16 protein-coding genes are annotated in these 18,423 nt (G+C 72.3%); 11 read left to right on the top strand and 5 right to left on the bottom strand.

Annotation, left to right across the window (positions count from 1 at the left end; all coding sequences use genetic code 11):
• Positions 1-87: 87 nt before the first annotated feature.
• Both ACH34T_RS08410 and ACH34T_RS08405 read left to right on the top strand, forming a co-directional pair.
• The gene (locus ACH34T_RS08410) at positions 88-597 is read left to right on the top strand and encodes an HNH endonuclease (protein ID WP_328366665.1); all 510 of its coding nucleotides are present in this window, start codon (positions 88-90) and stop codon (positions 595-597) included.
• A gap of 415 nt (positions 598-1,012) precedes the next feature.
• Positions 1,013-1,231, top strand: coding sequence for a zinc ribbon domain-containing protein (locus ACH34T_RS08405; RefSeq protein WP_395991425.1), 219 nt, complete (start codon positions 1,013-1,015; stop codon positions 1,229-1,231).
• Here ACH34T_RS08405 and ACH34T_RS08400 read toward each other — a convergent pair.
• The 3 genes from ACH34T_RS08400 to ACH34T_RS08390 all read right to left on the bottom strand — a co-directional run bounded on the left by ACH34T_RS08400 (position 1,228) and on the right by ACH34T_RS08390 (position 4,631).
• The gene (locus ACH34T_RS08400; protein ID WP_395991424.1) at positions 1,228-1,578 is read right to left on the bottom strand and encodes a DUF1330 domain-containing protein; all 351 of its coding nucleotides are present in this window, start codon (positions 1,576-1,578) and stop codon (positions 1,228-1,230) included. The genes ACH34T_RS08405 and ACH34T_RS08400 overlap by 4 nt on opposite strands.
• A gap of 83 nt (positions 1,579-1,661) precedes the next feature.
• Positions 1,662-3,524, bottom strand: coding sequence for a dihydroxy-acid dehydratase (gene ilvD / locus ACH34T_RS08395; protein ID WP_395991423.1), 1,863 nt, complete (start codon positions 3,522-3,524; stop codon positions 1,662-1,664).
• A 381-nt stretch (positions 3,525-3,905) separates the two neighbouring features.
• On the bottom strand, positions 3,906-4,631 hold the full coding sequence (locus ACH34T_RS08390) for a nuclease-related domain-containing protein (protein WP_395991422.1): 726 nt from the start codon (positions 4,629-4,631) through the stop codon (positions 3,906-3,908).
• 357 nt (positions 4,632-4,988) lie between these two features.
• Between ACH34T_RS08390 and ACH34T_RS08385 the strand changes: the two genes are divergently transcribed.
• On the top strand, positions 4,989-6,413 hold the full coding sequence (locus ACH34T_RS08385; protein WP_395991421.1) for an amidase: 1,425 nt from the start codon (positions 4,989-4,991) through the stop codon (positions 6,411-6,413).
• Positions 6,414-6,442: 29 nt separating this feature from the next.
• Positions 6,443-8,614, top strand: coding sequence for a 4-alpha-glucanotransferase (gene malQ / locus ACH34T_RS08380; RefSeq protein ID WP_395991420.1), 2,172 nt, complete (start codon positions 6,443-6,445; stop codon positions 8,612-8,614).
• Here malQ and ACH34T_RS08375 read toward each other — a convergent pair.
• Together ACH34T_RS08375 and pepN are read right to left on the bottom strand one after the other, a co-directional pair.
• A complete protein-coding gene (locus tag ACH34T_RS08375; protein WP_395991419.1) occupies positions 8,595-9,593 on the bottom strand; it encodes a hypothetical protein in 999 nt (332 codons plus the stop codon). The two genes, malQ and ACH34T_RS08375, sit on opposite strands and share 20 nt — an antisense overlap.
• 97 nt (positions 9,594-9,690) lie before the next feature.
• Entirely contained in the window at positions 9,691-12,318 is a 2,628-nt protein-coding gene (gene pepN / locus ACH34T_RS08370) for an aminopeptidase N (protein WP_395991418.1), read from the bottom strand.
• A 168-nt stretch (positions 12,319-12,486) separates the two neighbouring features.
• Here pepN and ACH34T_RS08365 point away from each other — a divergent pair, with 168 nt between their 5' ends.
• The 7 genes from ACH34T_RS08365 to ACH34T_RS08335 all read left to right on the top strand — a co-directional run bounded on the left by ACH34T_RS08365 (position 12,487) and on the right by ACH34T_RS08335 (position 18,361).
• A complete protein-coding gene (locus ACH34T_RS08365; protein WP_395991417.1) occupies positions 12,487-13,101 on the top strand; it encodes a disulfide bond formation protein DsbA in 615 nt (204 codons plus the stop codon).
• Positions 13,102-13,309: 208 nt separating this feature from the next.
• Positions 13,310-14,032: an energy-coupling factor ABC transporter permease gene (locus ACH34T_RS08360; RefSeq protein ID WP_395991416.1), complete on the top strand. Its 723-nt coding sequence runs from the start codon at positions 13,310-13,312 to the stop codon at positions 14,030-14,032.
• An 11-nt stretch (positions 14,033-14,043) separates the two neighbouring features.
• Complete coding sequence (locus ACH34T_RS08355; RefSeq protein ID WP_395991415.1) at positions 14,044-14,394, top strand: PDGLE domain-containing protein; 351 nt, start codon at positions 14,044-14,046, stop codon at positions 14,392-14,394.
• Entirely contained in the window at positions 14,394-15,170 is a 777-nt protein-coding gene (cbiQ, locus tag ACH34T_RS08350; protein WP_395991414.1) for a cobalt ECF transporter T component CbiQ, read from the top strand. The genes ACH34T_RS08355 and cbiQ overlap by 1 nt, the downstream gene beginning before the upstream one ends.
• The gene (locus ACH34T_RS08345; protein WP_395991413.1) at positions 15,167-15,952 is read left to right on the top strand and encodes an energy-coupling factor ABC transporter ATP-binding protein; all 786 of its coding nucleotides are present in this window, start codon (positions 15,167-15,169) and stop codon (positions 15,950-15,952) included. The genes cbiQ and ACH34T_RS08345 overlap by 4 nt, the downstream gene beginning before the upstream one ends.
• Positions 15,953-16,254: 302 nt before the next feature.
• A complete protein-coding gene (locus tag ACH34T_RS08340; protein WP_395991412.1) occupies positions 16,255-17,226 on the top strand; it encodes an ATP-binding protein in 972 nt (323 codons plus the stop codon).
• A 43-nt stretch (positions 17,227-17,269) separates the two neighbouring features.
• A complete protein-coding gene (locus ACH34T_RS08335; protein WP_395991411.1) occupies positions 17,270-18,361 on the top strand; it encodes a hypothetical protein in 1,092 nt (363 codons plus the stop codon).
• Positions 18,362-18,423: the final 62 nt, after the last annotated feature.

Genomic DNA, 18,423 nt, shown 5'->3' with positions numbered 1-18,423 from the left:
CAATAATCGGGCCTCGGTGCGAGGCGCGCCCAGGCGCGCCCGCCGAGGCGAACAGACAGCGGCACGGCCCGGTGGAGGGCGTCTGAGATGCGACAAGTCCTCCTCCTGAACGCGACGTACGAACCACTCACCACGCTCCCGCTTCGGCGGGCGGTCTGCCTCGTGCTTCGGGAGAAGGCGGAGATCGTCCACCACGACACCTCAGGCGCGGTCCTCCATTCGGCGACGATGACGGTCGAGGTCCCCTCCGTGATCCGCCTCCGCCGCTACGTGCGCATCCCGTTCCGCACCCGCGTGCCGCTGACCCGCGCCGCGCTGATGCGCCGCGACAACTTCCGCTGCGTCTACTGCGGCCACCGCGCGGAGACCATCGACCACGTCCATCCGCGCAGCCGCGGCGGCAAGCACGTCTGGGAGAACTGCGTCGCGTCCTGCATGACCTGCAACCACCGCAAGGCCGACCGCCTCCTCGAAGAGCTCGGCTGGACGCTCAGCGTCACCCCCGGCGTCCCGCGCGGCGCCCACTGGCGCCTCATCGGCCTGATCCACGACGGCGACCCCCAGTGGGCCGCCTACGTGTCCGAACCGGCTGCTTAGCCCAGGGGGACGACCCCCTGGAACTGTGCTGGCCCAGGGGGGACGACCCCCTGGAACCCCCCGTTGCGAGCCGGTCGATCCTCACGCCACGGTGCGGGTGTGTTGTGACCGTGCGGGTTTGTTGCGTGGCGCTGCGGTCGCCCGGCTCGTCGGGTCGTGCGACCTCCGGCGCGGGGCGCCTACGGCCGCACGACCCGTGACCCCGGCTGAGGTTCGATGTGCCGGGGGTGAGGCTCAACCCGCCGGGGGCGAGGCTCAACCCGCCCGGGGGCGAGGTTCGATCTGCCGGGGGTGAGGCTCAACCCGTCGGGGGAGGCTCAACCCGCCGGGGGCGAGGCTCAACCCGCTGGGGGTGAGGTTCGATCTGCCGGGGCGAGGCTCAGAAGGTCGGGGGTTGAGGTCGTATCCTTGGGGCGTGCCTCGTTATGACTATCGTTGCCGCGCCTGCGGGTCGACCTTTGAGGTCTCCCGTCCGATGATCAACGCGTCCGATCCGGCTCGGTGCCCGGACGGCCACGACGACACGGTCAAGCTTCTGTCCACGGTCGCCGTCACCGGCACGTCGCGGGGTGCCGCGGCGCCGCCGAAGCCCGCGGGCGGAGGCGGCTGCTGCGGCGGAGGCTGCTGCTCCTAGCCCCTGGCCTGCGCGTCGCGCATCTTCTCGGCGGTCGCGGCGGCGTCGTAGCCGTCCGGGACGCCGGGGAGGAGGACGACGGTGCCTTCGATGTGGTCCGTGCGCATGGGCAGGATCTCCTGGTAGTCGTCCGACTCGTACCAGGCGCGGGCCTTGTCCATGTCGGGGAACTCGACCAGCACGTAGGCGCCCTCGAAGGGGCCCTCCAGGACCTCGGGAAGGCTTCCGTGGACGAGGAAGCGCCCCCCGAACGGCTCGAAGGTCGACTGGATGCGCTCCAGGTACGTGAAGACGTCGTCGTGGGCGGACGGCTGCGGGAGCAGGTGGGCGAGGGCGTAGGCGGTCATCGCGATCTCCTTCGGCGAGTGGTCGGGCATGTCCCACTCTGGTCCCGCCGGGGGAACGGTGGCGATTACCTCGGAGGTAGCGGTCAGCCGTTGAGGCGGTCGAGCTGGGAGACGTCGCGGGCCGCGCCGGTGGACGCCGACGTCGCCATGGCGGCGTAGGCACGGAGCGCGGCGCTGACGGGACGTTGCCGGTCGCGGGGGCGGTAGCCGCCGAGGTCGGCGAGGAGCTTCTCGCGCCGGATCTCCAGCTCGTCGGACGGGACGTCGAGCTCCAGCGTCCGGTTCGGAATGTCGATGATCACGCGGTCGCCGTCCTCGACCAGGGCGATGATGCCGCCGCCCGCGGCCTCCGGGGAGGCGTGCCCGATGGACAGGCCGGACGTGCCGCCGGAGAACCGCCCGTCGGTGACCAGCGCGCACGCCTTGCCGAGCCCGCGGCCCTTGAGGAAGCTCGTCGGGTACAGCATCTCCTGCATGCCGGGGCCGCCCTTCGGGCCCTCGTAGCGGATCACGACGACGTCCCCGGCCTTGACCTTGTCGCCGAGGATGCCCTCGACGGCGTCGTCCTGCGACTCGAAGACGACGGCGGGGCCGGTGAACGTCCACAGTTCCTCGTCCACGCCGGCGGTCTTGACGATGGCGCCGTCGGGGGCGATGTTGCCGCGCAGGACGGCGAGGCCGCCGTCGGCGGTGTAGGCGTGCTCGACGGAGCGGATGCAGCCGTTCTCGCGGTCGAGGTCGAGCGACTCCCAGCGGGCGCTCTGGCTGAACGCGGACGTGGTCCGGACGCCGCCGGGCGCCGCGTGGAACAGCTCCACGGCCTCCGGCAGGACGCCGGGGGAGCGGACGTCCCACTTGGCGACGAACTCGTCCAGCGACGCGGAGTGGATCGAGTGCGCGGCGCCGTGCAGCAGCCCGCCGCGGTGCAGTTCGCCGAGAAGGGCGGGGATGCCACCGGCGCGGTGGCAGTCCTCGACGTGGTACTTGCCGGTGGCGGGGGCGAGCTTGCAGACGCAGGGGACGCGGCGCGACAACTCGTCGATGTCGGAGAGCCCGAAGTCGACGCCGGCCTCGGTCGCGGCGGCGAGCAGGTGCAGGATCGTGTTGGTGGAGCCGCCCATGGCCACGTCCAGGACCATGGCGTTCGCGAACGCGTCGCGGGTGGCGATGTTCAGCGGCAGGACGGACGCGTCGTCGCCGTCGTAGTAGCGGCGGGCGACGTCCACGACGGTGCGGCCCGCGTCCTCGTAGAGGCGGCGGCGGGCGGTGTGGGTGGCGAGGACGGTCCCGTTGCCCGGCAGCGCAAGACCGATCGCCTCGGTGAGGCAGTTCATCGAGTTCGCGGTGAACATGCCCGAGCAGGACCCGCAGGTCGGGCAGGCGCTCTCCTCCATTTCGAGGAGCTTCTCCTCGGAGAGCGACGCGTCGGCGGACGCGATGATCGGGTCGATCAGGTCGAGCTTGTTGCCGCCCATGACGCCCTCGACCGGCTTGCCCGCCTCCATCGGCCCGCCGGACACGAAGACCGTCGGGATGTTCAGGCGCAGTGCCGCCAGCATCATCCCTGGAGTGATCTTGTCGCAGTTGGAGATGCAGACGAGCGCGTCGGCGCAGTGCGCGTTGACCATGTACTCGATGGCGTCGGCGATCACCTCGCGGGACGGCAGCGAGTACAGCATGCCGTCGTGGCCCATGGCGATGCCGTCGTCCACCGCGATCGTGTTGAACTCGCGGGGCACGCCGCCGGCCTCCCGGACGGCGCCCGCGACGACCTTGCCGACCTCGTCCAGGTGGACGTGGCCCGGCACGAACTGGGTGAAGCTGTTGGCCACCGCGACGATCGGCTTGCCGAAGTCGTCGCGTTCGACGCCGCTGGCCCGCATGAGCGCGCGGGCGCCCGCCATGTTCCTGCCGTGGGTGACAGTGCGTGACCTGAGCGGTGGCATATGGGTGACCTCTCCAACGTGGGGCGTGCCGTGACGGCGGTCGCCGGCCCCGCGCGTGGTCCGGCGCGGCGGAGGGCGAGTCGCTTCGCTTGTGCTCGCAGCGGCGGATCGCGGCGCTGCCGCCGGTCCGGCTGAGGTCGTCCGCGGCCGGCCGTGTCCCTCGATGCTACCAACCGGGCGGAGGGCATGAAGAAAGCCGGGACGCGGCGTCCCGGCTTCCGTGCCGTTGTGTCCGGCCTTCGCACCGGTGTGCGGGGCGTACACCGGTTCACGGACCGTCGAGCGGAGCTCGTCCTTTGGATGGTGGTGGGTGGGGGCTGGAGGACGGTCCGTCGTCGGGCGTTTGCGGGGCGGCCCGGGGAAGGAGGGCCGCCCGCGATTTCAGTCGGGGTACTTCGGCGGGAGGGCGTCCTCGGCCGCCTGGAAGATGCGCTGGACGTCGCCCTCGGTCAGGATCGTCGGACGGCGGCGCAGGTACGCCCGCGCCCGGTTGCCCGCGTAGACGTCGACGTCCCTGACCCGCATGACCTTCCACGGGATGGACGGCCCGTAGATCGCCACCGAGGGCTGCACGGGCACCTCGAAGCCGACCTTCTCGGCGAGGATGTTGCTCGCCATCTGGGCCTCCCAGCGGGCCTCGTCCAGGCGGTCCTTCTTGTTGAAGGGGCCGTGGAAGAGCTTGAGGTGGGACATGGTGCGCACGGGGAGGCGCTTGTCCCACTTCTCGGAGTCGATGGCGTAGACGCCGCTCGGCCCGATCACCAGGTGGTCGATCCGCCCGTCGCTGACGCCGTCGTCGTCGCGCGGCACGGCCCGGGCGTGCAGCACGAGGTACCCGCTGCGCTGCAGGGCCCTCAGCTGCTTCTCGGTGCGCCGTTCCGCGGCCGAGGACTTCTGCCAGGCGGCGACGGTGGAGTCCCTGCGGGACCGGCGGACGAAGTCCGCGACGACCACCAGGACCGCGACGGTGAGGCCGAGCCGCCAGCCGAGCAGGACGGAGACGACGACGCCGGCGGCGAGGCCGGCGCCGGCGCGCTGGATCCAGCGGCGCGTCCGCGGGTCGTCGAGCATCGCCGCGGCGGTGCCCTCCTCGGGACGCTCCTTCACCGGAGATGGGTGATGGTGCTCACGGGCTTCCTCCGACCCCGTTCCGTCCGAACCCGCTGTGTTCGGTCCCGCTGCCTTCGACTGGGGCTGGCCCCTGGCCCCGTGCGTGTTGCCCCGCTCCATGATCGCCATGAGTGACGCTCCGTATTCCTTTCCCATCGGGGGCATGATCCTCCGTGCGCACAGTAATCATCCGTGGGGTTGGCGACTAGTCATGCCGGGTTAATAGTTTTGTCGCCGTCCGTGGGTGATTCACTGACGTGTGGGATGGGTACGTCAGTTATCTTCTCCTTTCGCCGCTGCAGTCGTGCCTGCCCTCTTTGATGCCCGCGCACACGGCGTCTAGCGTTCGGATTCGTGACACAAACCCATGACCTCAGCGCCACCCGGATGGCAGCGGCCGTCCGCACCGGGGAAGTATCCCCGGTCGAGCTCACCGACCACTACCTGGCCCGCATCGAACGGCTCGACGAGCAGGTCGGCGCGTACGTGACCGTCACCGCCGAGCGCGCCAGGGACGAGGCGCGGCAGGCGGAGAAGGTCGTGCGGGACGCCGCCGACCCCGCGGACCTGCCGCCGCTGCACGGCGTCCCCGTCCCGGTCAAGGACCTGAACATGGTGGACGGCGTCCGGTTCACCATCGGATCGGGCGTGTACACGGGGCTGACCGGGTTCGCGGACGACAACGTCGTGACCCGGCTGCGGGCGGCGGGGTCCGTGCTTCTCGGCAAGACCTCGGCGCCCGAGTTCGGGCTGCCGTGCTACACGGAGGGTGACGTCGCGCCCCCGGCCCGGACGCCGTGGGACCTGTCCAGGTCGGCGGGGGGCTCCAGCGGCGGGGCGGCCGCCGCGGTCGCGTCCGGGCTGGCCCCGGTCGCGCAGGGCAGCGACGGCGGCGGCTCGATCCGGATCCCGAGCAGCGCGTGCGGGCTCTTCGGGATCAAGCCGACCCGCGGCCGGGTCTCGCAGGGGCCGATCATCCCCGACCTCTTCGGGCTGTCCACGAACGGGCCCATCGCCCGGACCGTCCGCGACGCGGCGCTCCTGCTGGACGTCATGGCGGGCCACATGCCCGGCGACCTGTACGCGGCGCCGCCGGTCGAGGGGACGTTCGCGTCGTACGCCGAGCGCCCGCCGGGACGGCTGCGGATCGCGCGGACCCGGGAGCCCGCCGTGCCCGGCGCCGTCGTGCATCCCGACTGCGTGGCGGCCTACGAGGCGGCGTCCGAGCTGCTGGAGGAGCTGGGCCACGAGGTCGTGGACGTGCCGCAGGTGTTCGGGCCCGACCTCGTCCCGCATTTCGAGACGCTCTGGGGCGTCATGGCGACGATCACGCCCGTCGCGGACGACGACGAGCATCTCCTCCAGCCGCTGACCCGCTGGCTGCGCGCCCGCGGCGAGGCGACGACCGCGCCCCAGGTGTTCCAGGCCCATGCCGCGCTGCAGGGGGCGCTGCGGGCGGCGTTCCCGGTGATGGACGAGTTCGACGCGATCCTGCATCCGACGCTGGCCGAGCCGCCCGCGCCCGTCGGGTACTTCCACGACCAGGAGCCCGAGGAGAACTTCGAGCGGCAGAAGCGCTTCACGCCGTTCTGCGCGATGTACAACATCTCCGGCCAGCCGGCGGTGAACGTCCCGCTGCACTGGAACGACGACGGGCTGCCGATCGGGATCATGCTCGCGGGACGGCTCGGCGGCGAGGGGACGCTGATCTCGCTGTCCGCGCAGCTGGAGGAGGCCCGCCCCTGGATCGGCCGCAAGCCGGACATCTGGACGGCGTGAGCCCGCCGCCGCAGGGCATGGGTGCAGACGTGGGAGACGACGAACTGGCCAGGCTGGCGGGCCTGCACGGGGTGGCGACCCGGTACGCGGACTGGCGCGGGCGCGAGGTGGCGGTCTCCCGCGACACGCTGGTCGCGGTGCTGCGGGCGCTCGCCGTGGACGTGTCGTCCCCGGCCGCCGTCCGCGACGCGCTGGAGCGCCACGGGGAGCGGCGGCGTTCTGGGCTGCCGAACCTCATCGTCCGGCGGTCGGACGGTGCCGTGACCGATCGGGTTTTGGCGGCGCTCCGGAGCCGTCTGCGGCCGGGTGAGCATTTCGAGGCGTGGATCGAGGTCGGCGCGGAGGAGGTCCTGATGCCGCCGCGCGCCGATGCTCGTCCGGGTGCGGGTGCGGCGGCGTTCCGGCCGCTGGCAGAGCTCGCGGACGTGCCGGACGGCTGGCATCGGCTCCGCGTCCGGCGGTCGTCCGAGGGGACGTTCCGGTCGCCGGACGGGCGCCTGGGCCGCACCCGGCGGGGAGAGCGGGCGGTTGACACGGCGCTGCTTGTGGCCCCGGCGTCGCTCGCGCCACCGCCCCGGACGTGGGGATTCACGGCCCAGCTGTACTCGGTGCGTTCCAGCTCGTCCTGGGGGCTCGGCGACCTGCGCGACCTGGCGGATCTCGCGGCGTGGAGCGGGCGGGCGCTGGGCGCGGGCTTCGTCCTGGTCAACCCGCTGCACGCGACGGAGCCCGTCCCGCCGGTCGGGCCGTCCCCGTACGCGCCGATGAGCCGCCGCTTCCCCTCGCCGATCTACCTCCGGGTCGAGGACATGCCGGAGTACGCGGCGCTGCCTCCCGCCGACCGGGAGCGGTTCGCCGCCATGGCCGCCGACCTGCGCGCACGCGGCGGACCGCTCGACCGGGACGCGGTCTGGACGGCGAAGCTAGCGGCCTTCGAGGCGATGTACCGGCTGCGCGGCCACCGCAGCGAACCGGAGCTCGACGAGTTCCGCAGGCGCGAGGGCGACGCGGCCGAGGCGTTCACCGTCTGGTGCGCCGTCGCGGAGGAGCAGGGCACGGCGGACTGGCGGCGCTGGCCCGCCCACCTGCGGAATCGCGGCAACCCTGCCGTCGCCGACGACATGGGGTACCACGTCCGCGCCCGGTTCTACGAGTGGCTGCTGTGGCGGCTGGACGAGCAGCTCGCGTCGGCCCAGCGGACGGCCGAGGACGCGGGAATGCCGGTCGGGATCGTCCACGATCTGGCGGTCGGCGCGCCGCACGGCAGCGCGGACGCCTGGGTGTTCGGCGGCTCGCTCGCGCACGGCGTCAGCGTCGGCGCGCCGCCCGACGAGTTCAACCAGCGCGGCCAGGACTGGGGGCTCCAGCCGTGGCGGTGGCGCGACTCCGGCGTCGAGGACTACCGGCCGTTCCGCGAGATGGCGGCGTCCGCGCTGCGGCACGGCGGCGGCGTCCGCCTCGACCACGCGATGCAGGTGTCGCGGCTCTGGTGGATCCCCGAGGGGGCGTCCCCGGCCGAGGGCACCTACGTCCGCCAGGACCGCGACGCCCTGCTCGCCTGCCTGACCTGGGAGGCTCGGCGGTTCGGCGGCGTGGTCGTCGGCGAGGACCTCGGCACCGTCGAACCCGAGGTCCGGGAGGCGCTGGCGGACCACGGCGTCCTCGGCACGTCCCTGCTCTGGTTCGAGCGCGGCGCGGACGGACGTCCCAAGCCCGCGAAGCGATGGCGGGAACTGTCCCTCGCGACGGTCGGCTCGCACGACATGCCGACGATCACCGGGTTCGTCCACGGCGACCACATCGGGCTGCGCGACCGTCTCGGCCTCCTCGCCCACTCGCGCGCCGAGGAGGAGGACGACCACCGCCGACAGCTGTCCGGCTGGCTGGCGCTGCTCCACGACGAGAACCTGCTCGACGCCCCGCCCGACCAGATCATGCGGGCGCTGGCCGAGGGCTCCGCCGACTACGACGAGGACATCGTGACCGCCCTGCATGACTTCCTGACCACGACTCCGGCCCGCCTCATCGGCATCTCCCTGGCCGACGCCGTCGGCGAGCGCCGGACCCAGAACCAGCCGGGCACCACCGACGAATACCCCAACTGGCGCATTCCGCTCGCCGGCGCGGATGGCGTCCCCGTCCTCCTGGACGATCTCCAGGCGGGCGGGGCGCCGCGGCTCTTCAGACGAGGGTCGACGTGATCCGCTTCGTCACGTCGTGCAGCAGCGTGTCGGGGCGGAGGTCGTCCGCCGCGATCGCGGAGAAGAGCGCGGGCAGCCCGGGCAGCGGGTAGGCGTCGTCGTCGGCGCCCGCGAGGGCCGACTTGCCCAGCGGCTGGTGCGACAGCGACCTGCGGGCGCGGGCCCAGGCCTTCTGCACCTCCTCCGGGGACGGGACGCCGAAGCCGTGCCCGACCGGAGCGGCGTGCCGGAGCTTGACCAGTGCGCCGTCGGTGAAGTCGGCGGCGAGCTTGCAGCGCTCGGTCAGCTCGGCGCGGACGAGGTCGTCTAGCCGGGTCATGACCGTGCACGGGGTGCGGCAGCGGGCCGCGCAGTCGCCGAGCGCGGCGGCGACCTGGCTGTGCTGGCGGTCGAGATAGGTCTGCCAACCGGACGGCGGCTCCCTGGACACGCGGAGCGTCCGCTCGCAGGCGGAACGTTCCGGACGGGTGTGGTCGCACCTGCGGGCCGAGCCGGGCTCGACCGGCACCCCGAACCGGCTGCCCTCGCCCTCCACCGACGCCCCGATGAGGGCGGGGTCGCCGGCGTGGCCGAGGACGGGCTCCCAGGCCAGCATCGGCAGGTACTCGCCCGCGATGTGGACGGCCGCGACCAGCGCCGCCATGTCGCGCCGGTGCCAGCGGATCGCGATCACCTCCAGCAGGAGGCGGTAGGCGGGCCGGAGGCTGGCGAGCGCCCCGCGGGGATGTTCCCGAGGGGCCTGCGGCATGCGGCTGGCGCGGGCCCGGTCGAGGAGGTCGCGCGGGACGTCGCCGACGGCCTCGGGCATGCCGAAGTCCTCGGCGTCCAGGTCGAGGACGCGCTGCCCGAACGCGCACAGGGCCGCGACGTCGCCGGCGCGCGCGTCCGGGACGAGCGTGCCCTGCGTGATCAGTGCTTCGAGGTCCCCGAACGCGTAGCGCCGTGCCAGTGCCGTGAGAACGTCCCGCGCCGTCTCCACATCGAACCCTTCCCCGTGGCCATGCGATCCCCCACCCCCGTGACCATGCGATCGTCGCACGGCCACGGGGATCGCGCCCAGGCCCGGAGCCGACCGGTCAGGACGAGGCGGCGTCCTTGGCGCGGGCGCGCAGCGCGCGGGCGACGCCGTCGCGCCCCTCCGACAGGAGCCGCGCCAGCGCGGGCGGCGGCCGCTCGTCGGCCAGGTACGCCTCGGTGCGGTCGATCGTCGACTGCTCGATCACCAGGAAGGGGTAGGCGACCTCGGCGAACGTCTGGGACATGTCGCTCGTCCACTCCTTCCAGACGCGTCCGACCTCGGCGAAGTACTTGTCGACGTAGGGCCGCAGGAGTTCGGCCTGGTCGGGCTCCACGAAGCCGCCGAACGTCGCCCGGTAGACGGCGTTGGGCAGGTCGCCGGACACGATCCGCTCCCAGGCCGCGGCCTTGGCGTCGGCGGTCGGGATCGCGGCCTTGCAGGCGGCGGCGTGCCGCTCGCCCGCGGCGGTCTTGTCGCGCTCGTGCTCGGCGTCGATCTCCGCCTCGCCCGCCCTGCCGGTGACGACGAGCCGCCGCAGCAGAGACCACCGCAGGTCGGTGTCGACGGTGAGGCCGTCGAGGACCTCGGAGCCGTCCAGCAGGCCCTGGACGAACGCCAGGTGCTCGTCCGACACGGCGGACGCGGTGAACGCCTGCGTGTAGGCGAGCTGGAGGTCCGAACCGGCGCCGGCCTCCCGGGCCAGGCCCGAGAGGGTGTCCGCCAGCAGCGCCAGCCCCTCCTTGCGCCAGGCCGGGTCGGCGTACTGCTGGACGGCCGTCCGCGCCTGCCGCAGCAGCGTCTGCGTGACCGAGATGTCCGTGACGCCGCGGATGCCCTTCGCGACGAGCCGGACGTAGTCGCGGGTGGCCATCTCGGCGTCGCGGGTCATGTCCCACGCGGCCGACCAGCACAGAGCGCGGGCCAGGCTCTCCCTGACGTCGCCGATGTGCTCGATCAGGGTGGTCAGGGAGTGCCCGTCCAGGCGGATCTTGGCGTACGTGAGGTCGTCGTCGTTGATCAGGACGAGGTCGGGCCGCCGCTGCCCGATGAGCTGCGGCACCTCCGTCCGGGCGCCGACCACGTCCAGCTCGACCCGCTCCCGCCGGACGAGTTTCGTGTGGGGGGACGACCCCCCACGCCCCCCGGCGGAGTCTGTGCCGTCCGCCGTCTTGTCGTAGAGGCCGACGGCGAGGCGGTGCGAGCGCAGCGTCGGATAGTCGGGCTTGGCCTCCTGCAAGACGGCGAACGATGTGAAGTTCCCGTCGGCGTCCACCTCGTACTCGGGCCGCATCGTGTTGACGCCCGCGGTCTCCAGCCACTCCTTCGACCATGCCGCCAGGTCGCGGCCGGACGTCTCCTCCAGCGCCCCCAGCAGATCGGCCAGGACGGTGTTGCCCCACGCGTGCCGGTCGAAGTACCGCCGGACGCCCACCAGGAAGTTGTCGAGCCCGACGTACGCGACGAGCTGCTTCAGGACGGACGCGCCCTTCGCGTACGTGATCCCGTCGAAGTTGACCTCCACCGCGCGGATGTCGGGGATGTCGGCGGCGATCGGGTGCGTGGACGGCAGCTGGTCCTGCCGGTACGCCCACGCCTTCTCCAGGTTCGCGAACGTCGTCCAGGAGCCCGTCCACTTGGTGGCCTCGGCCTGGCACAGGACGCTCATGTACGTGGCGAACGACTCGTTCAGCCACAGGTCGTCCCACCAGCGCATGGTGACGAGGTCGCCGAACCACATGTGCGCCATCTCGTGCAGGATCGTCTCGGCGCGCCGCTCGTAGGCCGCGTCGGTGACCCGGGACCGGAAGACGTAGTCCTCCAGGAACGTGACGGCGCCCGCGTTCTCCATCGCGCCCGCGTTGAACTCGGGGACGAACAGCTGGTCGTACTTCCCGAACGGGTACGGGCGGCCGAACACCTTCTCGAAGTAGGCGAACCCCTGGCGCGTCACGTCGACGATGGCGTCCGCGTCCAGGTGCTCGGCCAGCGACGACCGGCAGTACACGCCGAGCGGGACGACGGTGCCGTCGTCGCGGCGGTACTCGTCCCGGACGACGTGGTACGGCCCGGCGATGAGCGCGGTGATGTAGGTGGAGATCTGCGGCGTCGGCGTGAAATGCCATGTTCCGACCCCGTCGCCGCCGCTGCCGTTCTGGGGGGACGACCCTCCAGACCCCCCGGTCGTCTCGGGAGCCTCGTTGGTGACCACCTCCCAGCCCTCCGGCGCCCTGACGGTCAGCTCGAAGGTCGCCTTCAGGTCGGGCTGGTCGAAGCACGTGTACATCCGGTGCGCGTCGGCCGTCTCGAACTGCGTGTACAGGTAGACGCTCTCGTCGACCGGATCGACGAAGCGGTGCAGGCCCTCACCCGAACGCGAGTAGGCGCAGTCGGCCACGACGCGGAGCTCGTTCTCCGCGGCGAGACCGGGCAGCGGGACCCGCCCCTTCTCCGCGTCATAGGACGCCGGGTCCAGCGCCTTCCCGTTCAACGCCACGTCCCGCACGATGGCGCCGTGCAGGTCGATGAACGTGGACGCGCCCGGCTCGGCGCTCCCGAACCGCACCACCGTGGTGGAACCGAACCGTTCCTCACTCGCCGTCGTCAGGTCGAGCTCGACCGTGTACGACTCGACGGTGAGGAGCCGGGCCCGTTCCCGCGCCTCGTCGCGCGTGAGGTTGCCTGCCACATGATCTCCTTGGTCGGCTTATTCGCTTGGTGCCCCCATGTCTACCAACCCGGCGCCGGAACGGCCCGCCCGCCACGGCTCGCGAACCTTCGCGCGACCGGGAATCAGGGCGCCCGGAGCCCGGTTGTCGCACAGGGAAAACCCTGTATCGCGCCCTAGGAGGCGACGTTGAGTAAGGACGCTCTCACACCGGTTGACTTCTGGTTCGACCCCCTGTGCCCCTGGGCCTGGATCACCTCCCGCTGGATCCTGGAAGTGGAGCGGCAGCGCCCGATCGAGGTGCGCTGGCATGTGATGAGCCTCCGCGTCCTCAACGAGGACAAGGACGTCTCGGACGGCTACCGGCGCAACCTCCAGGAGGGCTGGGGCCCCGTGCGCGTATGCGTCGCCGCCGAGCAGAAGTACGGGAGCGAGGTCCTCGGACGCCTCTACACCGAGATGGGCACGCGCCGTCACCACGAGCGGCAGAAGTTCGACCGGGCCTTCTTCGAGGCGTCGCTGACCGCGGCCGGCCTCGACCCAGCGCTCGCGGACGCCGCCGAGTCCACCGATTTCGACGCGGCCGTCCGCGCGTCCCACAAGGACGGCATCGACCGGGTCGGCCAGGAGGTCGGCACCCCGGTGATCGAGGTCGAGGGCAGCGCGTTCTTCGGTCCCGTCGTCACGCCGATCCCGCGCGGCGAGGCCGCCGTCAAGCTCTGGGACGGCGTCGTCGCCGTGGCGTCCACCGACGGCTTCTTCGAGCTCAAGCGCACCCGCACCCGCGAGCCGAGCTTCGACTGAGCCCGGGCCGCGGCCGCCGTCCCGCCCTCCCGCCGCCGCGGCCGCCGTCCCGCCCCCCGGCTAGGCGACCATGTGTGGTCGGGCGATGACATATCGTCAAATATCCCGCAGGACACATCCAGCTTGCTATTGCGAGCGTATTGCAACTACTAGCGATGTGTCGCCAAACTGGGTTCTGGTGGCGAAAACGGTAAGGGGCGGATGAAGCATGCACGTACCGGACGGGTTCATCGACGCACCGGTGTCGGTCGCGGCGGGTGCGGTGGCGGTGGCAGGGGTAGGGGTCGCGCTCCGCGGCGCCCGGCGCGAGCTGGACGACCGCACCGCGCCCCTCGCGGGCCTGACGGCCGCCTTCGTGTTCGCCGCGCAGATGCTCAACTTCCCGGTGGCGTCCGGGACGAGCGGGCACCTGCTCGGCGGGACGCTGGCGGCGATCCTCGTCGGGCCCTACACGGGCGTCCTGTGCGTCTCGGTCGTCCTGCTCATGCAGGCGCTGCTGTTCGCGGACGGCGGCCTCACCGCGCTCGGCGTCAACATCACGACGATGGCGCTCGTCACGGTCGTCGTCGGCTACGGAACGTTCCGGCTGCTGCTGCGGGTGCTGCCGAAGACGAGGGCGTCCGTGGCCGGTTCGTCGTTCGCGGCCGCCGTCATCTCGGTGCCCGCCTCGGCCGCCGTGTTCACGGCGTTCTACGCGGTCGGCGGGACGACGGACGTGTCGATCGGGAAGGTCGCCACCGCGATGATCGGCGTCCACGTGCTGATCGGGATCGGCGAGGCGCTGATCACGGCGGTGACCGTGTCCAGCGTGCTCGCCGTCCGGCCCGACCTCGTGCACGGGGCGCGCGGCCTGATCAAGCCGCTGGAACTCCGCACCGCCGAGCCGCGACCCGACGGCGCCGGCGGCCCCGCCGAACCGTCGCGGGCCTGAGGGAGGACGACATGACCACCAAGCGGTTCTTCCTCGGATTCCTCGTCGTCTCGCTCGTCCTGGCGGGGATCGTGAGCTTCTACGCCAGCGCCAACCCCGACGGGCTGGAGAAGGTCGCCGACGACAAGGGCATCAACGCCAAGGAGGAGGACCACTCCTTCAAGGACTCGCCGCTCGGCGACTACGGCGTCAAGGGGATCGACAACACCCGGCTGTCCGGCGGTCTGTCGGGCGTGATCGGTGTCGGCGCCGTCCTGCTCGTCGGCGGCGGGCTGTTCTGGGTCGTGCGGCGGCGCGGCTCGTCCGGGCCCGACCCCGCTCCAGAGCAGCGCGAGGAGAGCGCGGCGGCTGGTAAGGGCTGATGGGCGCGGGACACGCATCCGGCGCGGCGCACCGGCTCTACGTGCCGGGCGCCTCGCCGGTGCACCGCCTGCCGCCGCAGTGCAAGCTCGTCGCCGTCCTGGCGTTCGTGCTGCTGGACGTCGCCACGCCGCGCGAGCGGATGTGGGCGTTCGGCGTGTACGCGCTGCTGCTCGCGGGCGTCACGGCGGCCGCCGGGATCCCGTTCGGGACGGTCGCGCGGCGGGTCGTCATCGAGGTCCCGTTCGTCGCGTTCGCGTTCCTCCTGCCGTTCGTCGCGAGCGGCGAGAAGATCACTGTGCTGGGGCTGGAGGTGAGCGAGAGCGGGCTCTGGGGCGCCTGGAACATCCTCGCCAAGGGGACGCTCGGCGTGGTCGCCTCGATCCTGCTGGCCGCCACCACCGAGCCGCGGCTGCTGCTGCTCGGCATCGAACGGCTGCGGATGCCCCAGCTCATCACGCAGATCGCCACGTTCATGCTGCGGTACGGGGACGTCGTCGCGGCCGAGCTGGGCCGGATGAAGGTGGCGCGGGCGTCGCGCGGCTTCGAGGCCCGCGATCTGCGCGCCACCCGCGTCATCGCCAAGTCGATCGGTGCCCTGTTCCTGCGCTCGTACGAACGCGGGGAGCGCGTCCACCTGGCGATGCTGAGCCGCGGCTACGACGGCCGCATGCCCGTCATGCACGACGTGGGCGCCACGGCCGCGCAGTGGACGTTGGCCGCGGCCCTGCCCCTGGCGGCCGCCCTGGTGACGCTGGCTGCTTGGATGACCCCATGACCGCGGAGCCCGGTGAAGCGCCGTCGCCTGAGGCGCCGTCGCTTGAGGTGCGGGGCCTCGCCTACGCCTATCCGGACGGCACGCAGGCCCTCTTCGGCGTCGACCTCACGATCGGACGCGGCGAGCGGGTCGCGCTGCTCGGGCCGAACGGCGCCGGGAAGACCACGCTCGTCCTGCACCTGAACGGCATCCTGCACGGCGGCCTCGGCGCGGTCAGGGTCGGCGGCCTCGCCGTCGACCCGAAGGACAAGAAGGCGCTGCGGGAGATCCGCCGCCGCGTCGGCATCGTGTTCCAGGACCCCGACGACCAGCTGTTCATGCCGACCGTCCGGGAGGACGTCGCGTTCGGCCCCGCCAACCTCGGCCTGCGCGGCCCCGACCTCGACCGCCGCGTGCGCGACGCGCTGGCCCGCGTCGGCATGCTCGACGTCGCCGACCGCCCGCCGCAGCACCTCAGCTTCGGGCAGCGCCGCCGCGTCGCCGTCGCGACCGTCCTGGCGATGGAGCCGGAGATCCTGGTGCTGGACGAGCCGTCGTCCAACCTGGACCCGGCGAGCCGCCGCGAGCTGGCCGAGATCCTGCTGAGCCTGGACGTGACCGTCCTGATGGTCACGCACGACCTCCCGTACGCGGCGGAGCTGTGCCCGAGGTCGGTGATCCTGTCCGGCGGGGTCATCGCCGCCGACGCGCCGACCCGCGACGTGCTGACCGACGCGGGCCTCCTGAAGACCCACCGCCTGGAGCTCCCCTTCGGCTTCGACCCCGCCGCCACACTTCGCTGACCGACGCCTGAAGACGTCTGGAGCGGGCCGCCGGTCGCCGCGGGCCCCGGCGGCCGGCGCGGTCGCCGGGGGCGTCCTCCCAATGAACTGGGGCGTCCTCCCACTGAACTGCTGACTGGCGTCACAGGCCGGGTTGACGAGGTTTTCACAGGTGCGGGCGCTGTTCGTGGGCGTTCGCGGCGAACGCTCGACGAGGTGAAATTTCGGTTCGGGGTTTCGGCTTGCGCCGGTCCCGCTGCCTTGCCACACTCGTGGCGACCACCAGTAATGGTAATGGTTATCATCTCCGAAATGGGGCATTCGTGAAGGTTGCGTTCGTTGGCAAGGGCGGCAGCGGCAAGACCACCCTGTCGGCGCTCTTCGTCCGGCACCTGGCCGGGCGCGGGCTCCCGGTGGTGGCCGTCGACGCCGACATCAACCAGCACCTCGGCGTCGCGCTCGGGCTGGACGAGGACCGTGCGGCCAAGATCCCCGCGCTGGGCGACCGGCTCACCGAGATCAAGGACTACCTGCGCGGAGACAATCCCCGGATCTCCTCGGCGGCCACGATGGCGAAGACCACCCCGCCGGGCGCGGGCTCGCGGCTGCTGCGCTTCCGCGGCGACGACCCCATCCACGAGGCCGGGCAGGAGGTCGGCGCGGGCGCCGAGACGGGCGGCGCCGGGATCACCCTGCTCGCCACCGGCCCGTTCAACGACGAAGACCTCGGCGTGGCCTGCTACCACTCCAAGACCGGCGCGGTCGAGCTCTACCTCAACCACCTCGTGGACGAGCCGGGCGAGTACGTCGTCGTCGACATGACCGCCGGGGCCGACACGTTCGCGTCCGGGCTGTTCACCCGGTTCGACCTGATGTTCCTGGTCGCCGAACCCACCCGCAAGGGCGTCGGCGTCTACCGGCAGTACACCGAGTACGCCCGCAACTACGACGTCGCCATCCGCGTCGTCGGCAACAAGGTTCAGATCGACGAGGACATCGCCTACCTGCGCGATCACGTCGGCGACGACCTGCTGACGTGGGTCGGGCAGTCCGCCGCCGTCCGCGCGCTGGAGCAGGGCCGGCAGGGCGTCCCGCTGGAGGACGCCAACGTCGCCGCCCTCGACCGCATGCGCGCCGAGGTCGACTCCCGCACCAAGGACTGGGACAAGTTCCAGCGCCAGGCCGTCGAGTTCCACGTCAAGAACGCCCGCAGCTGGGCGAGCAAGGCGGCGGGCGAGAACCTGGAGGAGCAGGTCGATCCGGGGTTCCGCTTCCCGGCCGCCTACGCGGGGTGACGAACGGCTACCGGCGGCCGGAGATCGGCACTACCCTTCGGGCATGACGATGCGGCGGATGTTCATGATGGCTGTCGGCGCGGTGATCCCGGTCGCCGTTGTCGCCCTGCTCTTCGACAACCAGTGGGTCGTCGACGCCATCAGGGAGAGCGACTTCGAGTACGACGAGGGCATCGGCCCGCTGGTGTCGTGGTCGCAGGCCCTCGAATGGCGGCTCACGCCCGCCGACGGGATGGAGTGGAGCTTCGTCCTCGTCACGGACTTCGCCGTACTGCTGTTCTTCGTCCTGCTGGCGCTGCTCGTGGTGGGCGCGGCCCGGTTCGTCGACCCGGACCGCGGCCCGTTCGGCGCCGTGATCGTCGGCTGGTGGGCCGCGATCCTCGCCGGCGGGATCGCCGGGCTGGTGTACGGGCCCCTCGCCCACTGGACGCTCAACTTCACGCACGCGTCACAGGTCATCTTCACCTCCATCAGCCAGGGGGCCACCGCCGGCCTCGTGTTCGGCTGGCTCGCGGGGCTCGGCGCCCTGGGCGGCTTCGCCGTCTCGCGCCCGGGGACGGCGGGCGCCCAGCAGCCCTACGGGGGCCAGCAGCAGTACCAGCAGCGGCCGCCCTACGCTCCCCAGCAGCCCGGCATGCAGATGCCGCCGCAGATGCCGCAACCGCCGATGCAGCAGCAGCCGATGCCCCAGCAGCACCTGCAGCAGCCGGGAATGCCGCAGCCGCAGCAGCCGATGCAGCCGCATCCGTCCGCGGTTCCGTACGTCCCTCCGCAGGGCCAGCCGCAGCAGCAGCCGCCGTGGGGCGCCGCGCCCGTCCCGCAGCAGCAGCCCGGCGCGCCCGCTCCCCAGCAGCCTGGCGCGCCCATGCAGCAGCAGCCGGGATCGCCCGTGCCGCAGCAGTTCGGCGCGCCGCCCGCGCCGCCCGTCCCGCCTCAGCAGCCCGCGCAGCCCGCGGCGGCCGTTCCGCCCGCCGTCGAGCAGCACGAGCCCGAGACCGCCGCGGACGACCCCGAACCGGCCGAGCCCGCGACCGAGTCCGCCGCCGAGTCCGAGCCGCCCGCGGACACGCCGGAGGACGACGACCTGAACCTGGCCGACCGGACGATCGTCGACCGCAGGCACGGCGACGACTAGGACCCCTCCGCGACCACCAGGGCTCGCGGCGCGGGCGGTGTGCGGGGCCTGCGAGAATCGGG

It is taken from the genome of Actinomadura sp. 9N215 (assembly GCF_044326345.1).
Lineage (GTDB): Bacteria > Actinomycetota > Actinomycetes > Streptosporangiales > Streptosporangiaceae > Spirillospora.
Note: the sequence above shows the minus strand (reverse complement) of the source record. Positions and strands in the feature narration are given on the sequence as shown.

Bases quoted from the DNA above. Each gene is read 5' to 3' on its own strand.
- ACH34T_RS08410 (WP_328366665.1), top strand. From the start codon at position 88: ATGCGACAAGTCCTCCTCCTGAACGCGACGTACGAACCACTCACCACG.
- ACH34T_RS08400 (WP_395991424.1), bottom strand. From the start codon at position 1,578: ATGACCGCCTACGCCCTCGCCCACCTGCTCCCGCAGCCGTCCGCCCAC.
- ilvD (WP_395991423.1), bottom strand. From the start codon at position 3,524: ATGCCACCGCTCAGGTCACGCACTGTCACCCACGGCAGGAACATGGCG.
- ACH34T_RS08360 (WP_395991416.1), top strand. From the start codon at position 13,310: ATGCACGTACCGGACGGGTTCATCGACGCACCGGTGTCGGTCGCGGCG.
- ACH34T_RS08355 (WP_395991415.1), top strand. From the start codon at position 14,044: ATGACCACCAAGCGGTTCTTCCTCGGATTCCTCGTCGTCTCGCTCGTC.
- cbiQ (WP_395991414.1), top strand. From the start codon at position 14,394: ATGGGCGCGGGACACGCATCCGGCGCGGCGCACCGGCTCTACGTGCCG.
- ACH34T_RS08345 (WP_395991413.1), top strand. From the start codon at position 15,167: ATGACCGCGGAGCCCGGTGAAGCGCCGTCGCCTGAGGCGCCGTCGCTT.
- ACH34T_RS08335 (WP_395991411.1), top strand. From the start codon at position 17,270: ATGACGATGCGGCGGATGTTCATGATGGCTGTCGGCGCGGTGATCCCG.